This window comes from Bordetella tumbae, assembly GCF_965139195.1.
In the GTDB taxonomy this organism is placed as follows: Bacteria; Pseudomonadota; Gammaproteobacteria; order Burkholderiales; family Burkholderiaceae_B; genus Bordetella_A; species Bordetella_A tumbae.
In genome coordinates this window covers 1-20193 of sequence record NZ_CBCSJH010000037.1, presented here as the reverse complement: position 1 = coordinate 20193, position 20193 = coordinate 1, and the positions used below count along the sequence as shown (strand labels likewise).

The 20193-nt window shown below is 58.6% G+C and carries 14 protein-coding genes and 2 pseudogenes; 6 read left to right on the top strand and 10 right to left on the bottom strand.

Annotated features, from left to right (window positions below):
- Positions 1-2 precede the first annotated feature (2 nt).
- Together ACNA0J_RS24875 and ACNA0J_RS24870 are read left to right on the top strand one after the other, a co-directional pair.
- Entirely contained in the window at positions 3-881 is an 879-nt protein-coding gene (locus ACNA0J_RS24875) for an efflux RND transporter periplasmic adaptor subunit (protein ID WP_415821584.1), read from the top strand.
- Positions 881-2386, top strand: coding sequence for an efflux transporter outer membrane subunit (locus tag ACNA0J_RS24870; protein WP_415821617.1), 1506 nt, complete (start codon positions 881-883; stop codon positions 2384-2386). The genes ACNA0J_RS24875 and ACNA0J_RS24870 overlap by 1 nt, the downstream gene beginning before the upstream one ends.
- A 66-nt stretch (positions 2387-2452) precedes the next feature.
- Here the strand turns inward: ACNA0J_RS24870 and ypfH are convergent, their stop codons facing one another.
- Positions 2453-3157, bottom strand: a complete 705-nt coding sequence (ypfH, locus tag ACNA0J_RS24865; protein WP_415821583.1) for an esterase — start codon at positions 3155-3157, stop codon at positions 2453-2455.
- Positions 3158-3259: 102 nt separating this feature from the next.
- Here ypfH and imuA point away from each other — a divergent pair.
- The 4 genes and pseudogenes from imuA to ACNA0J_RS24845 form a co-directional block, all read left to right on the top strand.
- A pseudogene (imuA, locus tag ACNA0J_RS24860) lies at positions 3260-3898 on the top strand (translesion DNA synthesis-associated protein ImuA); the annotation flags it as partial.
- Between the two features lie 184 nt (positions 3899-4082).
- Positions 4083-5591: a Y-family DNA polymerase gene (locus ACNA0J_RS24855; protein ID WP_415821582.1), complete on the top strand. Its 1509-nt coding sequence runs from the start codon at positions 4083-4085 to the stop codon at positions 5589-5591.
- Positions 5575-6523, top strand: a pseudogene (locus ACNA0J_RS24850) (PHP domain-containing protein); the annotation flags it as partial. The gene ACNA0J_RS24855 and the pseudogene ACNA0J_RS24850, both read left to right, overlap by 17 nt.
- Before the next feature lies 1 nt (position 6524).
- Positions 6525-8886: error-prone DNA polymerase (locus ACNA0J_RS24845; RefSeq protein WP_415821581.1), on the top strand; the 2362-nt coding region annotated here is incomplete at its 5' end.
- Positions 8887-8960: 74 nt separating this feature from the next.
- Here the strand turns inward: ACNA0J_RS24845 and ACNA0J_RS24840 are convergent.
- From ACNA0J_RS24840 to hmpA, 9 genes are all read right to left on the bottom strand, one after another.
- Positions 8961-10928: an ankyrin repeat domain-containing protein gene (locus tag ACNA0J_RS24840; protein WP_415821580.1), complete on the bottom strand. Its 1968-nt coding sequence runs from the start codon at positions 10926-10928 to the stop codon at positions 8961-8963.
- A gap of 155 nt (positions 10929-11083) precedes the next feature.
- Positions 11084-11755, bottom strand: a complete 672-nt coding sequence (locus tag ACNA0J_RS24835) for a GntR family transcriptional regulator (protein WP_415821579.1) — start codon at positions 11753-11755, stop codon at positions 11084-11086.
- A 55-nt stretch (positions 11756-11810) separates the two neighbouring features.
- Entirely contained in the window at positions 11811-12809 is a 999-nt protein-coding gene (locus ACNA0J_RS24830) for a TRAP transporter substrate-binding protein (protein ID WP_415821578.1), read from the bottom strand.
- Positions 12810-12875: 66 nt separating this feature from the next.
- Positions 12876-14141 carry a TRAP transporter large permease gene (locus tag ACNA0J_RS24825; protein ID WP_415821577.1) on the bottom strand — a complete coding sequence of 422 codons (1266 nt, stop codon included), beginning with the start codon at positions 14139-14141 and terminating at the stop codon, positions 12876-12878.
- Position 14142: 1 nt separating this feature from the next.
- On the bottom strand, positions 14143-14775 hold the full coding sequence (locus tag ACNA0J_RS24820) for a TRAP transporter small permease (RefSeq protein WP_415821576.1): 633 nt from the start codon (positions 14773-14775) through the stop codon (positions 14143-14145).
- A 180-nt stretch (positions 14776-14955) separates the two neighbouring features.
- Positions 14956-15870, bottom strand: a complete 915-nt coding sequence (locus ACNA0J_RS24815) for a dihydrodipicolinate synthase family protein (protein WP_415821575.1) — start codon at positions 15868-15870, stop codon at positions 14956-14958.
- Between the two features lie 361 nt (positions 15871-16231).
- Positions 16232-17479 (bottom strand): D-amino acid dehydrogenase, encoded by a 1248-nt coding sequence (locus ACNA0J_RS24810; protein WP_415821574.1) that lies wholly within the window; start codon positions 17477-17479, stop codon positions 16232-16234.
- A 115-nt stretch (positions 17480-17594) separates the two neighbouring features.
- Positions 17595-18032: an RrF2 family transcriptional regulator gene (locus ACNA0J_RS24805; protein WP_415821573.1), complete on the bottom strand. Its 438-nt coding sequence runs from the start codon at positions 18030-18032 to the stop codon at positions 17595-17597.
- Positions 18033-18050: 18 nt separating this feature from the next.
- Positions 18051-19271 (bottom strand): NO-inducible flavohemoprotein, encoded by a 1221-nt coding sequence (hmpA, locus tag ACNA0J_RS24800; RefSeq protein WP_415821572.1) that lies wholly within the window; start codon positions 19269-19271, stop codon positions 18051-18053.
- Positions 19272-20193 lie beyond the last annotated feature (922 nt).

The following is a 20193-nucleotide window of genomic DNA, read 5'->3' as shown; positions in this document are numbered from 1 at the left end:
TCATGAACATCCTCAATTCGCCGCGCTTTCGCCGTGTAGGCAAATTTGTCGTGACGGTACTGACCGTATGCGCGGCGGTCTATGCCGGCTGGCAGTTATGGATCCATTACGAAATCGATCCCTGGACACGCGATGGGCGCGTCAAGGCCTACGTCGTGCAGGTCGCGCCCGATGTATCCGGCCTGGTCACTGCCGTCCCTGTGAACGACAACCAAGACATCAAGAAAGGCAATGTCCTGTTTGAAATCGATCGCGCACGGTTCCAATTAGCCCTGGACCAGGCCCAGGCCGCCGTACGCTCACAACAAGTGGCTCGTGACCAGGCGACACGAGACGTCAAACGCAACCGTTCGCTCGGTTCGTTGGTCGCGACCGAAGCCGTCGAACAAAGCCAGGCACGCTTGCAACAAGCCGAGGCCGCTTTGGCCGAAGCCGAAGTCCAACTCAATACCGCCAAGCTGAATCTGGAGCGTAGCCGCGTGGTGGCGCCGGTTGATGGGCGCGTCACGAATTTGGATTTGCGCGCGGGCTCCTATGCGACAGCCGGCCGCGGCGTCATGGCTCTCGTTGATGCCAACTCGTTTTACATCGAAGGTTATTTCGAAGAAAACAAACTGGTGCACATCCACGAAGGCGATGCCGCCACGGTCACGCTGATGGGTGAATCCCGTCAAATCAGCGGCCACGTGGAAAGCATCTCGATGGGGATTGCGGACCGCGATCGCAGCTTGGGTGAAAACTTGCTCCCCAACGTGAACCCCAACTTTAACTGGGTACGCCTGGCGCAGCGTATCCCCGTGCGTATCCGCATTGATAAGGTACCCGAGGGTGTCCGTTTGGTAGCGGGTCAGACTGCAACGGTGGAGGTTCATTCAAAATGATTGCCTCTCGCGCTCTAACCCCGCTGGCGCTAGCCATCATCCTCGCGGTGGCGGGCTGCGCCGCGGTCGGCCCGGACTATCAAGTCCCCACAGACGCCGCCGTGAATCGCCCTGCCGCTGCAGGCGAGTTTCAAGAGTCCCACGAAGCGGTCTTTCAGCAAAATAGCGTGCCCGGTACGTGGTGGCGCTTGTACGAAGACCCGACGTTAGACAAACTCATCGGTCAGGCACTGCAGGCCAATACCAGTTTGCGTATGGCGGCGGCTAATCTGGAACGCGCTCAGGCCGTGACCGAAGAGGCCCGTGGTGCTCAACAACCGACCATCGGCGTGAATGCTTCGCCCACCTATGGGCATGCGTCCGGGGTCTCCGTGCTGTCGCCAGACACACGGCCCATGAACCGCTGGTCGTATTCCGGTGGCATCAGCATCGGCTACCAAGTCGATTTATTTGGCAAAATCCGTCGTGCCATCGAGGCTGCCGAGGGCGACGAACAGTCTGCTCAGGCCGCCTACGATGCCACACGCGTGACCGTCGCCGCGGAAACAGCGCGTGCCTATGCGGATATCTGCTCGGCCGGTATGCAACTGGCCTCGGCCCGCCATTCGGTGAACGTGCAGCGCGACTCGCTGGACGCGGTGCAACGCCTGCAACAAGCCGGTCGCGGCACCGCACTGGATGTCACGCGTGCACGTAGCCAGTTGCAGCAATTGCAAGCCAACCTGCCGCCCTTTGAGGCGAGTCAACGCACAGCACTCTATCGCTTGGCTGCGCTGACCGGCCAGACGCCCGCCGAAATGTCCACGACGCTATTAGAGTGCCACCAACCACCCCGCCTGACGCAGGCGATCCCGGTCGGAGATGGCGCCGCCCTGCTGCGCCGCCGGCCCGATATACGTCAGGCCGAGCGCAGCTTGGCCGCCGCGACCGCGCGTATTGGCGTCGCCACGGCGTCGTTGTACCCGTCCATCTCGCTGGGCTTGTCGGGAGGGTCTGCTGGGCCTGCCACCATGTTTGGCGAACGCGGCACCTTTAGCTGGAGCGTCGGCCCACTGATTTCCTGGACAGTCCCTAACACGGGTGTGGCGCAGGCGCAGATCGCGCAAGCCAAGGCCGTCGCGAGCTCCGCCCTGGCCAACTTTGACCAAACGGTATTGGGTGCACTGCGCGAAACTGAAAGCGCACTGGTCTCATATGCCCGACAGCTCGATAGAAATGCCGCCTTGGCAGAGGCGCGCAACCAAAGCGCGATCGCAGCCAAGCAAGCCGAGCAACTATTTCACGCAGGTAAAACCGATTATCTGAACGTGTTGGATGCACAACGCACGTTGGCCAGCGATGAAAGCGCATTCGCAGCATCGCAGGCGGCATTAAGCAGCGATCAGATCGATTTATTCCTGGCGTTGGGTGGAGGTTGGCAGGATACGCCGGTGGCTCAAGATACGTCCGCGTCGGATCAAACCACATCGCATACTCGATCCCAGAACCGGCCAAGCGACAGGTAAAGTGCCTGTCGCTCAAGCTGTCCGCCCCTAAAGCCGCAGCTCAGACCTGGTTTTAAGCACTACGGATCAATGCAGCGTCTCGCCCTTTGACGGCGCCTGATCCAGCCCCAGCGCGGCTTCCCAACTGCGCAGCGGGACGCAGGTTTGCAGGCGTTCGATGGCGCGCTGGATCAAGGCCGGATGCAGCTCGTGGCCGACGCGGCTGGCCACGTCGATGGTGCAATCACCATGTAGAGAATCCAGCCATGCCTGCGCCGTTTGGGCATACGACACGTTCATCACGTGATCATCGGCCCCGTGCAACAAGTGGATGGTCGTATATTGCGGCGGGACTTTAGGCAACTGGGCATAGCGGCCGGAAAATGCCAGCACGCGCCCGGCCAGACCATCATGTGCCTGCACGGCCTCGAGCGACATGATCGCTCCCTGCGAAAAACCGGCCAGCGCGGTATCGGACTGCAATAGGCCAAATCGAGCCTGTGCGGCGCGGACATAATCCACCAACGGCGGCAAAGCACGGGCCACGCGTTCCGCGCGGTTGTCCTCGTCAATCCCGCGCACCGAAAACCATTGGCGCCCCTCGCCCCCGCCGTCATAGGGCTCAAATCCGGCCGGTGCCAAAATCGCCGCCGCCGGAAATGCCGTGCGTACAGCCTGGATCAAGGCTGCAAGACTGTGCGGCGTACTGCCCACACCGTGCAGCAGGATAAAAAGCTGTTTGATCTCGGTATCGGCGTCAGGCAGGAATTCAAGGGAGGCAGGCTCTGTCATGGGGGGCTCCAGCATGTCGGGGCATGGTGGATCTGGCCCCAATACGTCATTGTAAATCCCTCCCGAAAATACTGTATATTTATACAGCAAAAGAGATTAACCATGATGTCCCCAGAACATATCCATCCCGCCTTATGGCGAGCTACCCAATTGGCTCACGGCGCCCAGCGCGGCGTTGCCACCGGCTATGCCACGCTGTCGGCCCAACTGCCTGGCGGAGGCTGGCCCTCGGGCGCGCTCATCGAGCTCCTGACACCGCATGCCGGGATCGGTGAAATCCGACTGCTGCAGCCGGCATTGGCGCAGCTTGATCGCCATCATCCGATTGCCTTGGTCCAGCCCCCGCATGTGCCACACCAGGCTTGCTGGCAAGGCTGGCGCTTGAATCCCGAGCAGTTGCTCTGGATTGCCCCCGAGCGTCCGCTGGATGCACTCTGGGCGGCCGAGCAAATCCTGAAACACGGCAGTTGCGGGGCACTGTTGTGCTGGCTGCCTCGGGTCCGTCCAGAATCCTTGCGCCGCCTGCATCTGGCGGCTCAGATGGCAGATACGCTGTGCTTTGTGTTGCGTCCGGCCACCGCTGCACAACAGGCATCACCCGCGCCATTACGACTGGCCCTGGCGCCTGCCCCCGGCGGGCTGTCTGTGCATATTCTGAAACGCCGCGGTCCGAGTTGCACAGAGCCGTTGTCGTTGGTTTTCGAATCCCCGATGCATACGGGGGTGGAGACTGGCGTAGGTACGGTGCCATCCGTGGAATCGACCGAGGATACGGTCGCCACACCGATGCTCACATCAGGAACCCTGTCTCCTGACTCGTTAAAAACAATGCTTTCATCAGGAACCCTATCCCCCGGCGCGCTTAATACCCTTTTCACATCCGGAGCCCACGCCACCGACGCGTTAAAAAGCTTGTCTTCTGATCATGTCTCTTTGGATCGCCACCTTTCTGCGCAGCCTGCCGCTCGACGCCGTTCATCCACGATGGTCCCCTGAGTCGGCGTTTGCGGTGTTGGAGCAAGCTCGTGTTGCGGCGCTGACGCCAGCGGCTGCGGCGACGGGCATCCATATCGGCATGCGTCGCGCTGGCGCTGCCGCGATCGCGCCAGATGTTCCGCTCTTGACACGTGATCCCTTGGCCGAAGAGCACTTGCTGCACGAAACCGCGCTCGCTTTGCTGCAATACACGCCCGACCTTGCCATCGCAGCGCCGGATACGTTGCTCTTACAAGTCAGCGCCAGTCTGATGTATTTTGGCGGCCCTCGCCGCCTGCATCAACGCATTGCCACTACGCTGCAGGGCATGGGTCTGCACACGTCTTTAGGCATGGCTCCCACGGCACAAGGCGCCTGGTTGTTAGCGCATCAATCCTCGGACCGAACACCGAGACGCACGCTGCAAACTCACACCTTGGCACGTCGGCTCGATACCTTGTCCCATACGTTATTGCCTAGTGCTGAGCCTCGTCGGGAATGGTTGCACAGTATTGGCTGCCGCACCCTCGGCGACCTGCGTCGATTACCTCGTGCCGGGCTGCAACGTCGTTGCGGCACCGAGTTGCTCCATACGTTGGATGCGGCTTATGGCGACGCGCCCGAGTGCCACGTCTGGATGCAGCCACCCGCCCGTTTTTTTCAACGTCTGGAATTACCCGATTACATCGAGCATGCCGAGGCGGTTTTGTCCTGGGCGCAACGGCTCATCGAGCCTCTCTGTGGCTGGCTCGTCGCCAGACGTCGCGCGGTTCAACATTTCACGCTGGCGCTGGAGCACGAGCGCGGCCGACATGCTCGCCCGCCGACCACCTTGCCGATCAGTCTGGCACAGCCCGCGTGGCAGACCTCGCATCTGCGAAATCTGCTGCGTGAAAAACTTGGACGTTTACCACTGGAGGCCCCAGCCATCGCATTGAGTCTGCGTGTGGATGACACCGTAGAACAACCTACCGCCAGCACCAGTTTGTTTCCCGATCCCGGTGGCTCGCCAGCGGAGCACGCCCGTTTGCTGGACCTGCTCAGCGCACGCTTGGGACGCGAACGCGTGTTGCAGGCGCAACCGGTTGCGGACCATCGCCCCGAGACAGCGAATCGCTGGTGTGCGGCTCAAGACGCCAAAAAGAGTCCTGACTCTGTCCAGCGCTCATCGAGTCACCCCGATCCGCTATCACGGCCCCCGTTCGCCCTCATGGATCGTCCCTTTTGGTTGCTCGACCCTCCGATTCCGTTGCAGGTCCAGCAACATCGTCCGGTCTATTCCGGCCAACCTTTGCGGCTCGTGCGCGGACCCGAGCGTATCGAAAGCGGCTGGTGGGATGCTGCGTTGACGGTGCGCGATTATTTTGTCGCCGAGGACGCGGCATCCGCACGCTATTGGATTTACCGCGAGCGCGATACCGAACACGCACGGTGGTTTTTACATGGACGGTATGCCTGATATTCCGGCCCTGCCGGGCTTGCCCGCTTATGCGGAATTGCAATGCCTGTCGAACTTCTCGTTTCTACAAGGGGCCTCGCATCCCGAGGAACTCGTCACGCAAGCTGCGCTATTGGGATACAGCGCGATTGCCATCACGGATGAGTGTTCGTTGGCCGGTGTGGTGCGTGCATTGGCTGAGGTGGAAAAACTGGCTAAAGAGGAAGAACGGAAGATTCACCTCATTATCGGCAGTACGCTGCGGCTACATACCGCCTCTGCGTCGCCACAGACATACCCTCTGTCACTCGTGTTGCTGGCACAAACACGCGAAGGCTATGGCAACTTATCCGAGTTGATTACGCTGGGTCGGTCGCGCGCTGAAAAAGGCGCGTATCAGCTCTATCTGGATGATATTTCTGCCCCCACACCTGCGTATACGCATCTGCGTCATATGCCCGAGTGCCTGGCAATTTTGTCACCCCCACAGGGTACACCGGCAGAGGTCATCGCGAAACAAGCACAATGGCTGGCGCACACCTTTCCTGGCCGGGCCTGGATCGGCCTGACATTACTGCATCATGCGCGCGATGATATACATCGCAACGCTATCCAGCATGCCGCCCGTCTAACGGGGCTGCCCGTCACCGCGCTCGGGGATGTGCATATGCACGTGCGCTCGCGCAAACCCCTGCATGACACATTGACTGCCATCCGCAGCAAGCGCACTGTCTCGCAGTGTGGCTACGATCTGCAATCCAACGCTGAACAGCATCTGCGCAGCCGCTTGCGCCTGTCATCACTCTATTCGCTCGAAATATTGGCTGAAACGGTAGCCATCGCACAGCGTTGCACGTTTTCGCTGCGGACCTTGCGCTATGAATATCCTGATGAAATCGTGCCCGAGGGAGAAACGCCCACCAGCTATTTGAGACGAGAGGTCTATGCCGGTGNGGCAAAGCGCTTTGCCGCAGGCATCCCTTCCTCTGTTCGCGAGACAATCGAAAAAGAACTTTCGCTCATCGCCGAATTGCAATACGAGCCGTATTTCCTGACGGTCTACGACATTGTGCAAGAGGCAGATCGCCTAAAGATTCTCTGTCAGGGACGCGGCTCGGCCGCCAACTCCGTCGTGTGCTACTGCCTGGGTATTACTGCCGTCGATCCGCAATGCAGTCAGACATTGTTCGAACGCTTTATCAGCAAGGAACGTGGCGAGCCGCCCGACATCGATGTCGATTTCGAGCATCAACGTCGCGAAGAAATCATTCAGTATATCTATGAAAAATACGGCCGGCATCGTGCTGCGCTGACTGGCGTTGTCATTTCCTATCGGCCCCGCAGCGTGTTGCGCGATACTGGCCGCGCGCTGGGCATCGACCCAGGAGTCATTGATGCGGTGGCTCGTGCGCATCAATGGTGGGATGGCAAACGCGCCATGCTGCGTACGTTAGGTGGCTGTGGTTTGGATCCTAATTCGACCGTCGCTAAACACTGGGCCATTCTGGCCGAAACCTTGATCAATTTTCCGCGCCATTTGTCTCAGCATCCTGGCGGATTTGTTATTTCACAGGGAAATCTGGCCCGTCTGGTGCCCATCGAAAACGCAGCCATGCCGGATCGCAGCGTTGTGCAATGGGACAAAGATGATCTCGATACGTTGGGCCTATTAAAGGTCGATGTGTTGGCGTTGGGTATGTTGTCTGTTCTGCGTCGGGCATTGAATTTTGTTAATCAACGACGAGGGATATCGTGGGCTTTGCACGATATTCCCAAAGAGGAATCCGATACCTACGACATGATCTGCAAGGCCGACACGATAGGCGTATTCCAGATCGAGTCTCGCGCGCAGATGAGCATGTTGCCTCGTCTACGACCTCGCAAGTATTACGATCTGGTCGTGCAAGTCGCCATCGTGCGGCCGGGGCCGATTCAGGGAGGGATGGTGCATCCGTATCTGAAGCGGCGACAAAATCCTGCGGAAATCACCTATCCCAGCAAGAAGGTAGAGGCCGTTTTAGAGCGCACCATGGGCGTACCCATATTCCAAGAACAAGTCATGCAAATCGCCATGGTCGCTGCCGATTTTTCAGCTGGCGAAGCCGATCAACTGCGACGCTCCATGGCTGCTTGGAAACGCAAAGGCGGCATCGACAAATTCAATGACAAACTCGTCACAGGTTTACTCAAAAACGGCTATACCGAGGAATTCGCTGACGCCATCATCCGGCAGATCCAAGGCTTCGGTGAATATGGTTTCCCGGAAAGCCATGCCGCCAGCTTTGCCCTGCTGGCCTATGCGAGCGCTTGGATAAAGTGCAATGAACCGGAAGCCTTTCTGGCAGCGCTATTGAATTCCCAACCCATGGGCTTCTATGCGCCCGCGCAATTGATCCAAGACGCGCAACGCCATGGCGTGCGTGTGTTACCGACCGATGTCACTATCAGCAATTGGGAAGCTACATTGGAGCCCTTGCCAATAGAAGCCTTGCCTGTGGAAACATCATCTATCGCTACACCACTGGCCTCGTTGACACAGCCTCCCGCAGCATCAGGCAGTGCACATCGCGACGCATCACTCCCGAACGATTCATCCGACCAGCCACGTCTCGCCGTCCGCCTGGGCCTGAACCAAATCCAAGGCCTCTCAGAAGCCGCCGCGCTACGCATCGAACACGTTCGCGCCATACAGCCTTTCATTCACACCCAAGACCTCGCGCGTCGTGCAGAGCTCACCCGGCATGACCTTGATGCATTAGCGGCGGCCGATGCGCTGCATCGTTTGGTCGGCCATCGCCGGCTCGCCAGTTGGGAAGCCAGCGCCAGCGTAGCCAGCCGCGATCTGCTGCGCGAGGCAGATCTCACAGAGACCGAAACGCCATCCTTACCTGTCCCCACCGAAGGCCAATCGATTATCGAAGACTATCGCAGCTTGCGAATGACCTTGCGACGCCATCCGCTGGCGTTGCTGCGTCCTCGCCTGCAAAGCATGCGTTTTGAGTCTGCAGCGATACTCAACGAGTATCCCGACCGCCGCCTGGCCCGCGCCTGCGGACTCGTCACCATGCGCCAACGCCCCCAAACCGCCAAGGGCGTCATATTCCTCACCCTGGAGGACGAAACCGGCCCCGTGAACGTCGTCGTACGGCCGGAGCTCATGGAGCGCCAGCGACGAGAGCTGCTCGGCTCCACGCTATTAGGGGTGTATGGCACGTGGCAAAACGTCCAGGGCATCCACCATCTCATCGCGAAACGGTTGATCGATCTGTCGTCATTACTCGGTGGACTGACGGCACGCAGCCGGGATTTTCATTGAGGCCGGCTGCCCAGCAATCCCCCCCACGCCGCGCCTTCGGCTTGCTGCCCCGTCAAAGGGGGTTCTTTTGTTTTTTATGTGGCCGATGAGTTAGCCCCCAATAGAGAAAATATCGCGGGCTCCACCACCCTCTTTTCCGCCATAGCCGATTGCATCGCAAGAGTGATGTCCACGTTCAGACGGATCAGGTTGTCAGCCGCCAGCAACTGAGAACCGGCAAGCGCCTGCCCTAACGTCCCAGCTCCATCGACCCCCACCCCCAACAATGCCCGGGCCAAGCCGATATTACCGTTACTAGCCGCCTGCATCAGCGCAGCACGCCCCTCGTCAGGCTGGGCCCGCACGAACATCTGCAATTGATCAGTTAGACCATTTTCGAACAGACTCTCACATACCTCGACATCATGCAGACCGCAGATCTCGATCCAATTGATCGCCTCACGCACATAGCCTTGCTCGATGAAACGGGTCAGCCCCTCGGTGACGTCCAGCCCTGCCCCAACCAGCGTGTTGACCGCTCTCCAACGTCCACTTTGCAAGGCGTAATTCACCACAGCGGTAATATCGACACCAGCAGCCACCAATAGTATCGCCGCGTTGACATCGGTTTCGTCCACCGCATTTTTGAGCGCCTCAGTACCATCGACCGTTCCGTCTGCGATCAAACGTTTGATCGCCGGCCAATCGCCGCGCTCGACGGCGAGCCACAGCTCAGCAGATCGGTGAAATCCACTCGCCGCCAATGCATTTGCTGCGGTTTTCCAACTGCTTTCCGGTATATCCCCCATATTGCTGAGTGCCTCATACCGTCTCTTTGCAAGCAGAGATGCGCCGATCACGCGATCATCGTCCACATCCACATACGGCGCGACCTCGGATACCTTGGTTTTTACCAAATCAACGAAGCTTCGGATTTTTGTGTACGTCGGCCCCGAGCCATTCCCGTTAAAGTGCGGTTTGAGCTCAGCAAAGTCCGCGCCAGCGATCATCAACAAGGCCGCCATCGGGATACGATTCAGGCTCATCGCATTCCGCACGGCAAATGTGCTGTCTGCGTTCGCGTCAATGAGGCTGCGCGTCTGTGCCAGATTTCCTGCATCTGCCACTTCGATCAAGAGCGCGCTGATAGCATTTTTATAGCGGTCGTAACCGTCCGGGCTCGATGGCACGTGACCACATAAAACCATTTCCCCCGCCTCCAGCATTGTTTGGAACGCGTCGTCATCCTCCGGTTTTTTCGCTAGCGCCTGCAACGCCCGTAATACGTGATCGCCCCCTTCACCAATGAGAACCGCCACTGCCCTGACATTGTTATCTCTGGCCAGATCCATCAGCACGTCAAAGGCGTTGGCCCCATTGGACAACAAGGTTTTCATCGTTTTCAGATCACCGACATCGGCGGCTTGTTCCAATAGCTCGGAGGGATCCACGCCAATATCCAACAATCGTCTCACCGCGTGCATCTCTCCGCGATCGATAGCCGACGTCAGCTCCCCAATACCATCGGCACCACAAACTAACAACACGGTGGCGACGTCCATTAAATTGCGTCGGACGGCCCGTTCGAATGCCTCGGACACGTCGGCCCCCGAGGCGATCAATTCGTCAGCCATCTCTTTCCAGCCTCTGCTCATGGCATTCACCAAGAGCTTCGATGGATTTGCCCCGGCGGCGGCCAAGACTTTCATCATCGCAATACCTTGTGCTTTGTCCGCGGACATCAGCGGCGTGTATCCCAACCGATCCGGCGTATTAATGATGCGAGGATCATCACCACATCGCAGCAACAAGGCATCAAAAATCTGCGCATGACCCATTTCAATGGCGACATGCAGTGGTGTCTGCCCAGCGGTGTTGATCGATCTCAGGTCGACCTCGGGATGCTGCAGCAGATCCTTGACGGCACCAAGATCGCCCGCGGCGATAGCGTCGAAAAAGATCTCATTGGAAAAGGGGCGTTGTGTTGAATCGCGGTCGGCGACGACATGCTGGACGTTGGCTGAGGCGGCAGCGCCATTGGACGGGCTTTGATTGACTTGCATAGAGTGGGCTCCGTAAGCGAAAAAAAGCGCTGCCTCGTGTGGATCACGCCGATATAACGCGCCCCCCAGAGACAACGAACGCCTCAATGAGTAACTCAAGCCCAGATATTGTTCCGCCAGTCACACGGCTCTCGCCAAATTAGCCATACACCGCGCTAAGTATCGATCACCCTGCGCGTAAACAGTTCTAAATAATCCATCAGGCGATTCGCGCCGACCACGGCCTCGGCGGCCTGGCCGCTGACAATCGCCTCGACCATAGCGAGATGCGCAGCCGCCCCCTCGCTGATCTCGCCCTCGTGCTGGTAGGCATACCAGAACCTGCGGCACTGCACCACCAGAGGGATGACTGCCTTGACGGCGGATTTATTACGGCAAGCTGCGTGACAGATGTGATCCAGTTCTTGATCAGCGGTCATGTAATCATCGAGATTGCCCCGATCGGCCGCCTTGACCATCTTGTGCGCACATGCCAGCAACGCCTTGCGCTGACTGTCTGTCGCCCGCCGCGCCGCGCTGGTGCAGATCAGTTGCTCCAGCACGCGCCGCGTGGCCAGGACATCCAGGTGCTCCATCACATCGATCGTCGACACCAAGAGCCCGCGCCGCGGTTGTTGCACGACCAGGCCGATTGAGACCATGCGCATCAGCGCCTCGCGTACAGGCGTGCGCCCCAGCCCTGTCATCTCAGCCAATTCGGCTTCGATGACGGGACTGCCAGGGGCAATCTCCAGTTTGGAGATCAATGTCTCGATCTTGTCGTACGCAAGGTCGGCGGCTCGCCGTTTAGGCAGACGGGCCGACGATGAAGCGGATGTTTTTGTCATGAACGAAAGCGTACCGGAATCCTGCCGGGCTCACAGTCCCGGCGTGCGCACGAATTTACAGGGTCGCGCCGATTTTGCGCAACTCGGCAATTTGCGGCGCCTTCGGCAACCAGATCTTGTCGAACTCCGCGATGACGGGCTGCGGATCGTAGCCGGCATCGCTTTTGAAGGCGATCGGCGTCTCTTTCAATTTCTCGATCAAGCCTTTTTCTGTGGTCACGATGTCTGCGATCTGGGCATCAAGCGACTGCGCCACCAGGCCGCGGATCAGGTCCTTGTCCTTGGCATCGAGGTCCTTCCAGACACGTCCGGATACCAATGGCGCAAACGGCATGAACAGCGCATTCATCGGCAAAAGCGCTTTGGAAACCTTGTCAAAACGCTGGTTCCACGATAGCTCGATATCGGCCTCCAATCCGTCTACCTGGCCATTGGTCATGGCATCAAACACCGCCGGAGTCGGAATCGGCGTCGGCGCCACACCAAAGAGCTGGTAAAAATCACGATAAACCGGCGTAGGGTTAATACGCAGCTTCATGCCCTTCAGATCGGTTGGCGCATTAACGTCGCGCGTGGCAAACACCACCCGCATTCCCGTAATCCCCCACCCCAAGCCTATCGTCCCGGTCTCTCGCGGCAACACCTCCAGCAACTTGAGCGCCTGTGGTGTCTTGACCAATTTGGCGACGCTCTCCGTCGAACGCACCAAATACGGCGCATTGATCGCCGCCACACTATCGACGCGCGATCCCAGTTCGGCTGCCTGAATCCAGCCCATATCCAAGGCCCCGGTTTGCAACTGCTGCATCATGACTGACTCATTACCCAATTGGCCCGAGTGAAAAACCGTCACACTCAGCCGGCCATCGGTTTCTTTCTTCAGCGCTTCGCCAAACGCCACGGCTGCACGATTCCAGGAGTGCCCTGCGGGAGTAATCAGCCCCACGCGAAACTCTCGCGATGACGCGGCCCGCACAGCAGGCGTCCAGATCATCGGCGCCGCAGTCGCGGCCAAAGCAGTTTGCATAAAACGGCGGCGGGAATAAATAGTCATGACGCGATCCTGTGATGGATTATCAAAGAGAGAAAACAACAGACAGCGTAAGAAGACCTGCGCGGCCTACCTGAGCAGAGCCAAAGACAGCGACGGGAAAAAAGACAGCAAGATCAGTGCGACGCAACACACCAGAAAAAACGGCAAGGTGACGACAAACATCTTGCCCGGCTTGGCCCCAGTCACGGCTGCCGCGACAAAAAAGCACAACCCGACAGGCGGTGACATCAACCCCAGCACCAGATTGATCACCACCACCACACCAAAATGAACGGGATCAATGCCATAAATCCCCGTCGCCACGGGCAACAGAATGGGAACGGTCATGATCAAACCCGGAATGCCGTCGATCACCGTACCGATCACCAGCAGAATCAAATTGGCCAGCAGCAAAAAAGCCAGAGGCGTCGTGGCCACGGACTGAATCCATTGCGCCACCATCTGCGGCACCTTGCCGTAGATCAGCAGCCAGGAAAACACCGCCGCGGCGGCCACGAGAAACAAAACAATGGCCGCGTAAATCGCCGACCGCAACATGATGTCGGGCAACATGCGCCAGCGAAATTCACCAGTGATATGACGGCCCACCAATGCCGCTGCCAGCGCCCCTACCCCCGCCGCCTCGGTCGGGTTGGCCAGACCGCTTGTGATCGACCCCACAATAATCACGGGAATGGACAGCGTCGGGCTGGCCCGCACAACAATCGCAACGCGCTCACGCCAGCTGCGCCGCTCGCTGCGGGGATAGGCATACACCATTCCCATCATCGCAATGATGATAAAGAACAGCACCGTCAACAGCAGCCCCGGCAAGATGCCGGCAATCAGCATATCGCCCACCGCCACCTGCGCGAGCACGCTATACACCACGAACATCACTGACGGCGGGATGATGGAGCCCAGCATCCCGCCATACACCGTCAAGCCCGCCGAGAACGTCTTGTCGTAACCCTGGCGTTCCATTTCAGGCACCATGGTTTGCGACATCACCGCTACCTGTGCAGTCGCCGACCCGATGATCGACGACACCAAGGCATTGGCCAACACATTCACATAGGCCAATCCGCCTTTGACCGAGCCGATGAACGCCATGGCCAGCTCGACCAGCCGGCGGGTAATGCCACCGTTGTTCATGATCTCGCCGATCAAGATGAACAGCGGAATCGCAATCAGCCCGTAGCTATCCACCCCTGCAAACATCTGCATGGGAAACGATTGCAGCAGCACGGTATTTCCCGTGCCGAAAATATAGGCCAGGCCAGACAGGCACAGACAGATACCGATCGGCACGCCTGCCAGCAACACCACCAGGAAAAAAATGGATGTCAGCATCTCAGTTCACCATGTCCGGACTGCTCACAGGGAAATTGCGGCGTGACTGACGCGGTGTCCAGGACAGGTCCTCAAACAAATTGGCCAGCGCATGCAAGGTCAGGGATATGGCGAACAGAGGCATTACCATCCTCAATATCCAGACGGGCCAGTTCAGCGTCTGCGTGCGCTCGGTATAGAGAAAATTGAACGATTCTCCGGCGTAGGCGTGCGCATCAAAGCCATAACTGGCAATGCCGATGGGGTCCAGCCACGTCCAGCACATCCAGACCATTGCCAATGCAAAACTCAGCACACAAGCGGTCGCGACGATGCGTGCGATCCGCACACCACGCGGGCTGAGTTTCTCGGTCAGCATGCCTACTGAAAAATCCAACCGCAGCCGCGTCATGATCGACGCGCCGACAAAGGTCAACCACACCATCGTGTACACGGACGCCTCGTCGATCCAGTAAATCGGCACACCGGCATAACGCGTCACCACGTTGATCAATACCAAAATCACCAACAGCGCCATCAGCCCGCTGAGCACACGCCGCTCAATACGCAAGACGCACTCCGAGGCGCCCACAATCCCACGCACAGGCCATGATGCCGCCGAGACGATAGGCGGATCGCTCTTCAGATCAGACATTTTTCACCCTTGGTATTTCTATTGAATATTTGAAATATATTTAATTTTGAACAAAAGCCTGGCGTGTCGGCATTGGTTGTTTCCCTTATCTGGTTGAACACGAGCGCCCCGTAGAGCGGGGCCAACAGTTGGGTATCCCCCAAACTGTTGGGTCCTTCATCACGGAGACTAGGCGATGAGCTACATCACCGAACGATATTGTTCCGGACGTTCGGCTAACGCCTTTTTCACGACACCTTCGACATAGGCGCGCTCGTCGCCCGTCAACGGCAAACGAGGACGGCGTACATGCTCGGTGCCTACACCGACCAGCGCATCAATCAGCTTCAAATTCTGGACCAGCTTGGTAGACACGTCCAAGTGCAGCAGCGGCGTCATCCACCGATATAGCGCCAATGCCTCTGCGAATTTTCCAGCCTTCATTAAATCGAACAGCGCGACCGTCTCACGCGGAAACGCGCACCCCACCCCCGCCAACAAGCCGTCGCAGCCCAGCGCCAGCCCTTCGTACGCCAGGTCGTCCACGCCCATGAAAATCTGGAACCGATCGCCCAGCGCATTGCGCAGATCAGTCACACGGCGAATATCACCTGTGCTTTCCTTGATCGCCCCGACCCATTTGCAATCGGCGAGTTCGGCCATGTGCTCCGGTTTCAGATCGACGCGATACGCGACCGGATTGTTGTAGACCATCACAGGCTTTTGCGCCGCCTCCGCCATCGTACGCACGTTCAGGATGGCTTCACGCGCATCCGCCACATAAATCACCGACGGCATCACCATAAAACCCGCAACGCCCAGTTTGTTCGCGCCATCAATATATTTCAACGCGTCGCGGGTACTGGTCTCCGACACGTTCGCCAGCACTGGGATCCGCCCATCGGCAGCCTCCAGCGCAATGCGCGTCACTTCCAGTTTTTCATCCAGCGACAACGTGCTGGCCTCACCCAGAGAACCGCAGGTCACTAGACCGTGTATGCCATTGCGGATCTGAAAATCGATGTGCTTGATCGTACCTGCCGCATCAATGCTCTCGTCGGCGTGGAATTTGGTCGTAATGGCCGGAAAAATACCGGTCCAGCGGGTGGCGTTCATGCGCGCTCCTTATGCACGGGGTTGAACTGAAAAAGTGGCATTGATATTTCATTAATATATTTACGATATCTTATGAAATTAGCCGCCCGCCATTAAGGTTTTCCATGAGATCGACCACGCTTTTTGTTTTGGGGCGGCCCGGCAACAAAAAAGGCCCCCACGCTGCGCCTCCGGCTTGCTGCCCCCCAAGGGGGCGTTTTTGTTTTGGGGCGGCCCGGCAACAAAAAAGCCCCCACGCTGCGCCTCCGGCTTGCTGCCCCCCAAGGGGACGTTTCTTGTTTTGGGGCGGCCCGGCAACAAAAAAAATCCCCCGCGTTATAGCGGGGGAAACGTCATCTCGTATCCGTTATCAGCGCGCCCATCAAGGCCTGAACGGCACCGCGTCAATCGGCAATTCCAATCCTGACATCTGCGCCGTCAATAGCGCCGCGCTGCCGCAGGCAAGCGTAAAGCCCAAAGCCCCCTGCCCCAGGTTCAGCCACAGGTTATCGGCCACACGGCTCTCGCCAATCAAGGGCTTGCCGGTAGGGGTTGCCGGGCGCTGCCCTGCCCACGATACGGCCTGGCTCAGATCCAATTGAGGAAAGGCCTCGCGCACCTGCCGTTTCAGCAAAGCGATACGTGCCGGATCAATATCGGCATTGGGGCTGCCGATATCCACCATGGCAGCAATGCGCAACACGCGTCCGATGCGCGCATACACAATGCGCCGCTCGTAATCGGTCACGCTGATTTCGGGGGCTGTCCCATCGCCGGGCTCCATTGGCACACTCAGGCTATAGCCTTTCAGCGGATACAGCGGCAAATCCCGGCCCAAGGGCTTGATCAGACTGCGCGATGCAACCCCTGCTGCCAACACGACAGCATCGGCCGTAATATCCCCATTTGCCGTTTCCACCGCCACAATCCTGCGGCCCTCGCGACGCAACGATTGCACGGGAGTCGCCATGCGGCATTCGACATTGCCCAAGTCTTTCAGGCGCCGGAACAAACCCTCGGTAAATTGACGGCAATCGCCGGCCTCTTCGCTGGGGGTGTAGACAGCTCCAGCCAGATTCCCGCCCAATCCCGCCAAGGCGGGCTCCAGCGCAACGGTTTCGGCTGCGCTCAATACGCGCTGCTCGGCCCCCAATGCCGCTTGATAGTCCACCAGCCGACGCGCTTTTTCCAACAATTCGGGGCTGCGATAAGCAATCAGTTTGCCATTGCGCACGTGACCAAAATCGAGATTTTCTTGTTCGAGCAGACGATGCAATACATCGCGGCTGAGGTACGACAGGGACTGTAATTGCGCCGTCGACGCCTGGGCCACGGACGCACGGCAGGCCAATGCGAATTGCAGGCACCATAGCCATTGATGAGGGTCCAGGCGCGGCTGGAACCGCAGCGGCGAATCGGACCGCAACAGCCAGCCCGGCACGCTGGGCAGCACGCCCGGCCCCGCCAGCGGGGCCACATAGCTATAGCTCAGTTGCCCGCCGTTGGCGTAACTGGACACCGTCGCCGGACGCGCCCGGCTATCCACCAGCACGACGTCATGACCTTGACGCGCCAGAAAATAAGCCGACGTCACACCAATGACGCCGGCACCGATTACACAGACTTTCATCGAAACCTTGGCTGATAAGAGACATTCTCGCTGTCTCTTATTCTGAGAGCTTGGCCCCGTTCCCACCAATGCCAATCTGACAGGTAGTCATAACCTAAGGTTTACCCTAGGTCCATCAAGCCACCAATTGCAGCCTCACGATAGCCTCGCCCGTGGGCGCACGCACCAGATCGGCCAAGGTGTGCCGATTCAATTCGTCGTAAAACGTCTTCAAGCTGTCTGCCAATACGCCTGAGAGCAGGCAAAACCCCTGCAGTGCGCAAACCGGCTCCCCGCAATTCACCAATGCTTTTTGGTTTTCCAGGGCATAAACCAGATCGCCGAGCCGGTATTCGGCCGGCGCACGTGCCAGCCGAATACCGCCGCCCTTGCCCCGGGCGGTCGTCACCCAGCCCTGCTGGGCCAGGAAATGCGCGACCTTGACCAAATGATTGCGCGACACGTCGAACCGCTCGGCGATCTCGGGGATCGTCACCGGCGTATCGCGGCCGTTGCCCTGCGTCAGATACATCATGACGCGCAGGCCAAAATCAGTGTATTTGGTCAGTTGCATGCGGTCGCACTATACCGGTTAAGCGCCCGGGCCGCCCGTGCCGAATAATTCGGCATGGATGCGCTCTGGCGCCACACCCAACGCGGTCAGCGCTTGACGCTGCGCGCTCATAAAGGGCAAAGGACCGCACAAGTAGTAGTCCGCGTCCGGCAGCACTGCAACATCGCGAATGGACTCCAGGTTCATACGGCCCGCGTAGTCATAATCCTGGCCTTGCTGGTCCTCCGGGGAGACGCTTTCGTAATAGACCACTTTGCGCACATTGGGCCGCGAATTCGCAATGTCGTTTACATGCGATTTCATGGCATGCACGGAACGGTCACGGCAAGCGTGCACGAATCGAATCTGACGGCCGTCATCGCGCGCGACCAGGTGATTCAGCATCGACACCATCGGCGTCAAACCTACGCCGCCGCTCAACAGCACGACTGGCGCAGCGCCTTGATCGTTCAAGGTGAACTCCCCTTGCGGAGGAGCCAGGTCCACCACGTCACCTTCTTTTACGTTGGCGTGCAATACATTGGAAACGCTGCCCGCAGGCGTGTTGTCGGTGCCCGCCTCACGTTTGACCGAGATACGCAGACGGCCTTTGCCTGGCGCATCCGACAGGCTGTACTGACGCGGCTGCATGAGGCCTAATTGAGGCACATAGACGCGCAGGGAAATGTATTGCCCGGGCAGATAATCCGGCACAGAGCCGCCGTCTGCGGGGACCAGATAGAACGACGTGATTTCGGCGCTTTCCGGGACTTTGCTATCCACACGGAAACCACGCCAGCCAGTCCAACCGCCGTCCTTGCCAGCGGACTGTGCGTAAAGCTTGGCTTCTTCGGCGATGAGCAGATCGGCCAACTGACCATAAGCCGCAGCCCAGGCTGCAATCAACTCATCAGTCGCGGCCTCCTCGCCCAGGACTTCTCTGATCGAAGCCAGCAGATGCTTGCCGACAATCGCGTAATGCTCGGGCCGTATCCCCAAGCTGACGTGCTTATGCACGATGCGAGTCACTACCGGCATTAACACCGAAGGATCATCAATATGCTCGGCATACGCGGCAACAGCCGCAGCCAAGGCCTGCTGCTGTTGCCCGCCATCCTGGTGGCCTTGATTGAACACCTGCTTCAGTTCCGGGTTGTGGCGGAACATGCGGGCATAGAAGTGACAGGTGAGCGTTTCACCGTGGACTTTCAATACCGGCGCAGTGGCTTTTACCAGATCGCGGACTTCCTGGCTCAACATGATGCTAGCTCCTTCGGCTACTAGAAAACTTTAAACATGTATTTATTATACATATTTAAGATGCTTATGAGGTGACGAGGGGTGGTGCGTGACTATGTGTGTGTTTTTTTTAGGGTGCTTGGGATGGGAAGCGAGAGTGATTTTTCGTGGCGTGAGGTAGAGGTTCTGTTGGTCGTCGAGCCGAGGCAATCGGCCCGGCCGGGCTTCACAAAGTCGAGTGGAGCGGACGCTGAAGGGAGGCCCNNNAGNGNCCGCTCCACTCGACTTTGAGGCGCCCGGCCGGGCCGATTGCCTCGGCTCGACTGGCAGCAACTAGAATTCTCTGCATCGCTGGCACGACTTTCTTGCTTGGCGTTTTTCTGCAGCCGCATTGGTAGAGAGAAAGATCTTTCGGTGCTACTTTCGGCGGACGCCCAGCGCGTCCCCCTCAAGCGATCGGTCCGGGCATACGGGAGGGGTGGCGTGGTACCTGGTTGGAAGATCTGCTTGGCAGCGTTTAATGCTTGCGGCGATGATGCACAGGGCACTTTTTTCGGCAGCGTATCCGTAGCATGTCCGTGCTCTGGATCAGAGTTCATCGCCGCGGACGTGATTTACGCTCACCATGATGGCGCTATAACGGGTGCCATGCGTGGCATTACGTCAATGTGACTCGAGAGATCTTTTGTCCCGCAACGGTGCTACAGCCTNTGCATGCNGATCCCGAACGCGATTTTCGGGGGTGCAGGGCACCCGAAAATCNCAGCCCTGCAAGATCTTTCTCTTCACCAGGCTGATGCAGAAGAATGCCAAGCAAGAAAGCCGTGCCAGCGATGTGATGAGCTTGAGTTACTGCGAGTCGATGCGGGGCAGTGGCNGCGTGGGGGCGCCTCGTTGGCGAGCGGAGTGGATGTCGAAGGGAGCGCGAAGGCGCGGACGAGAC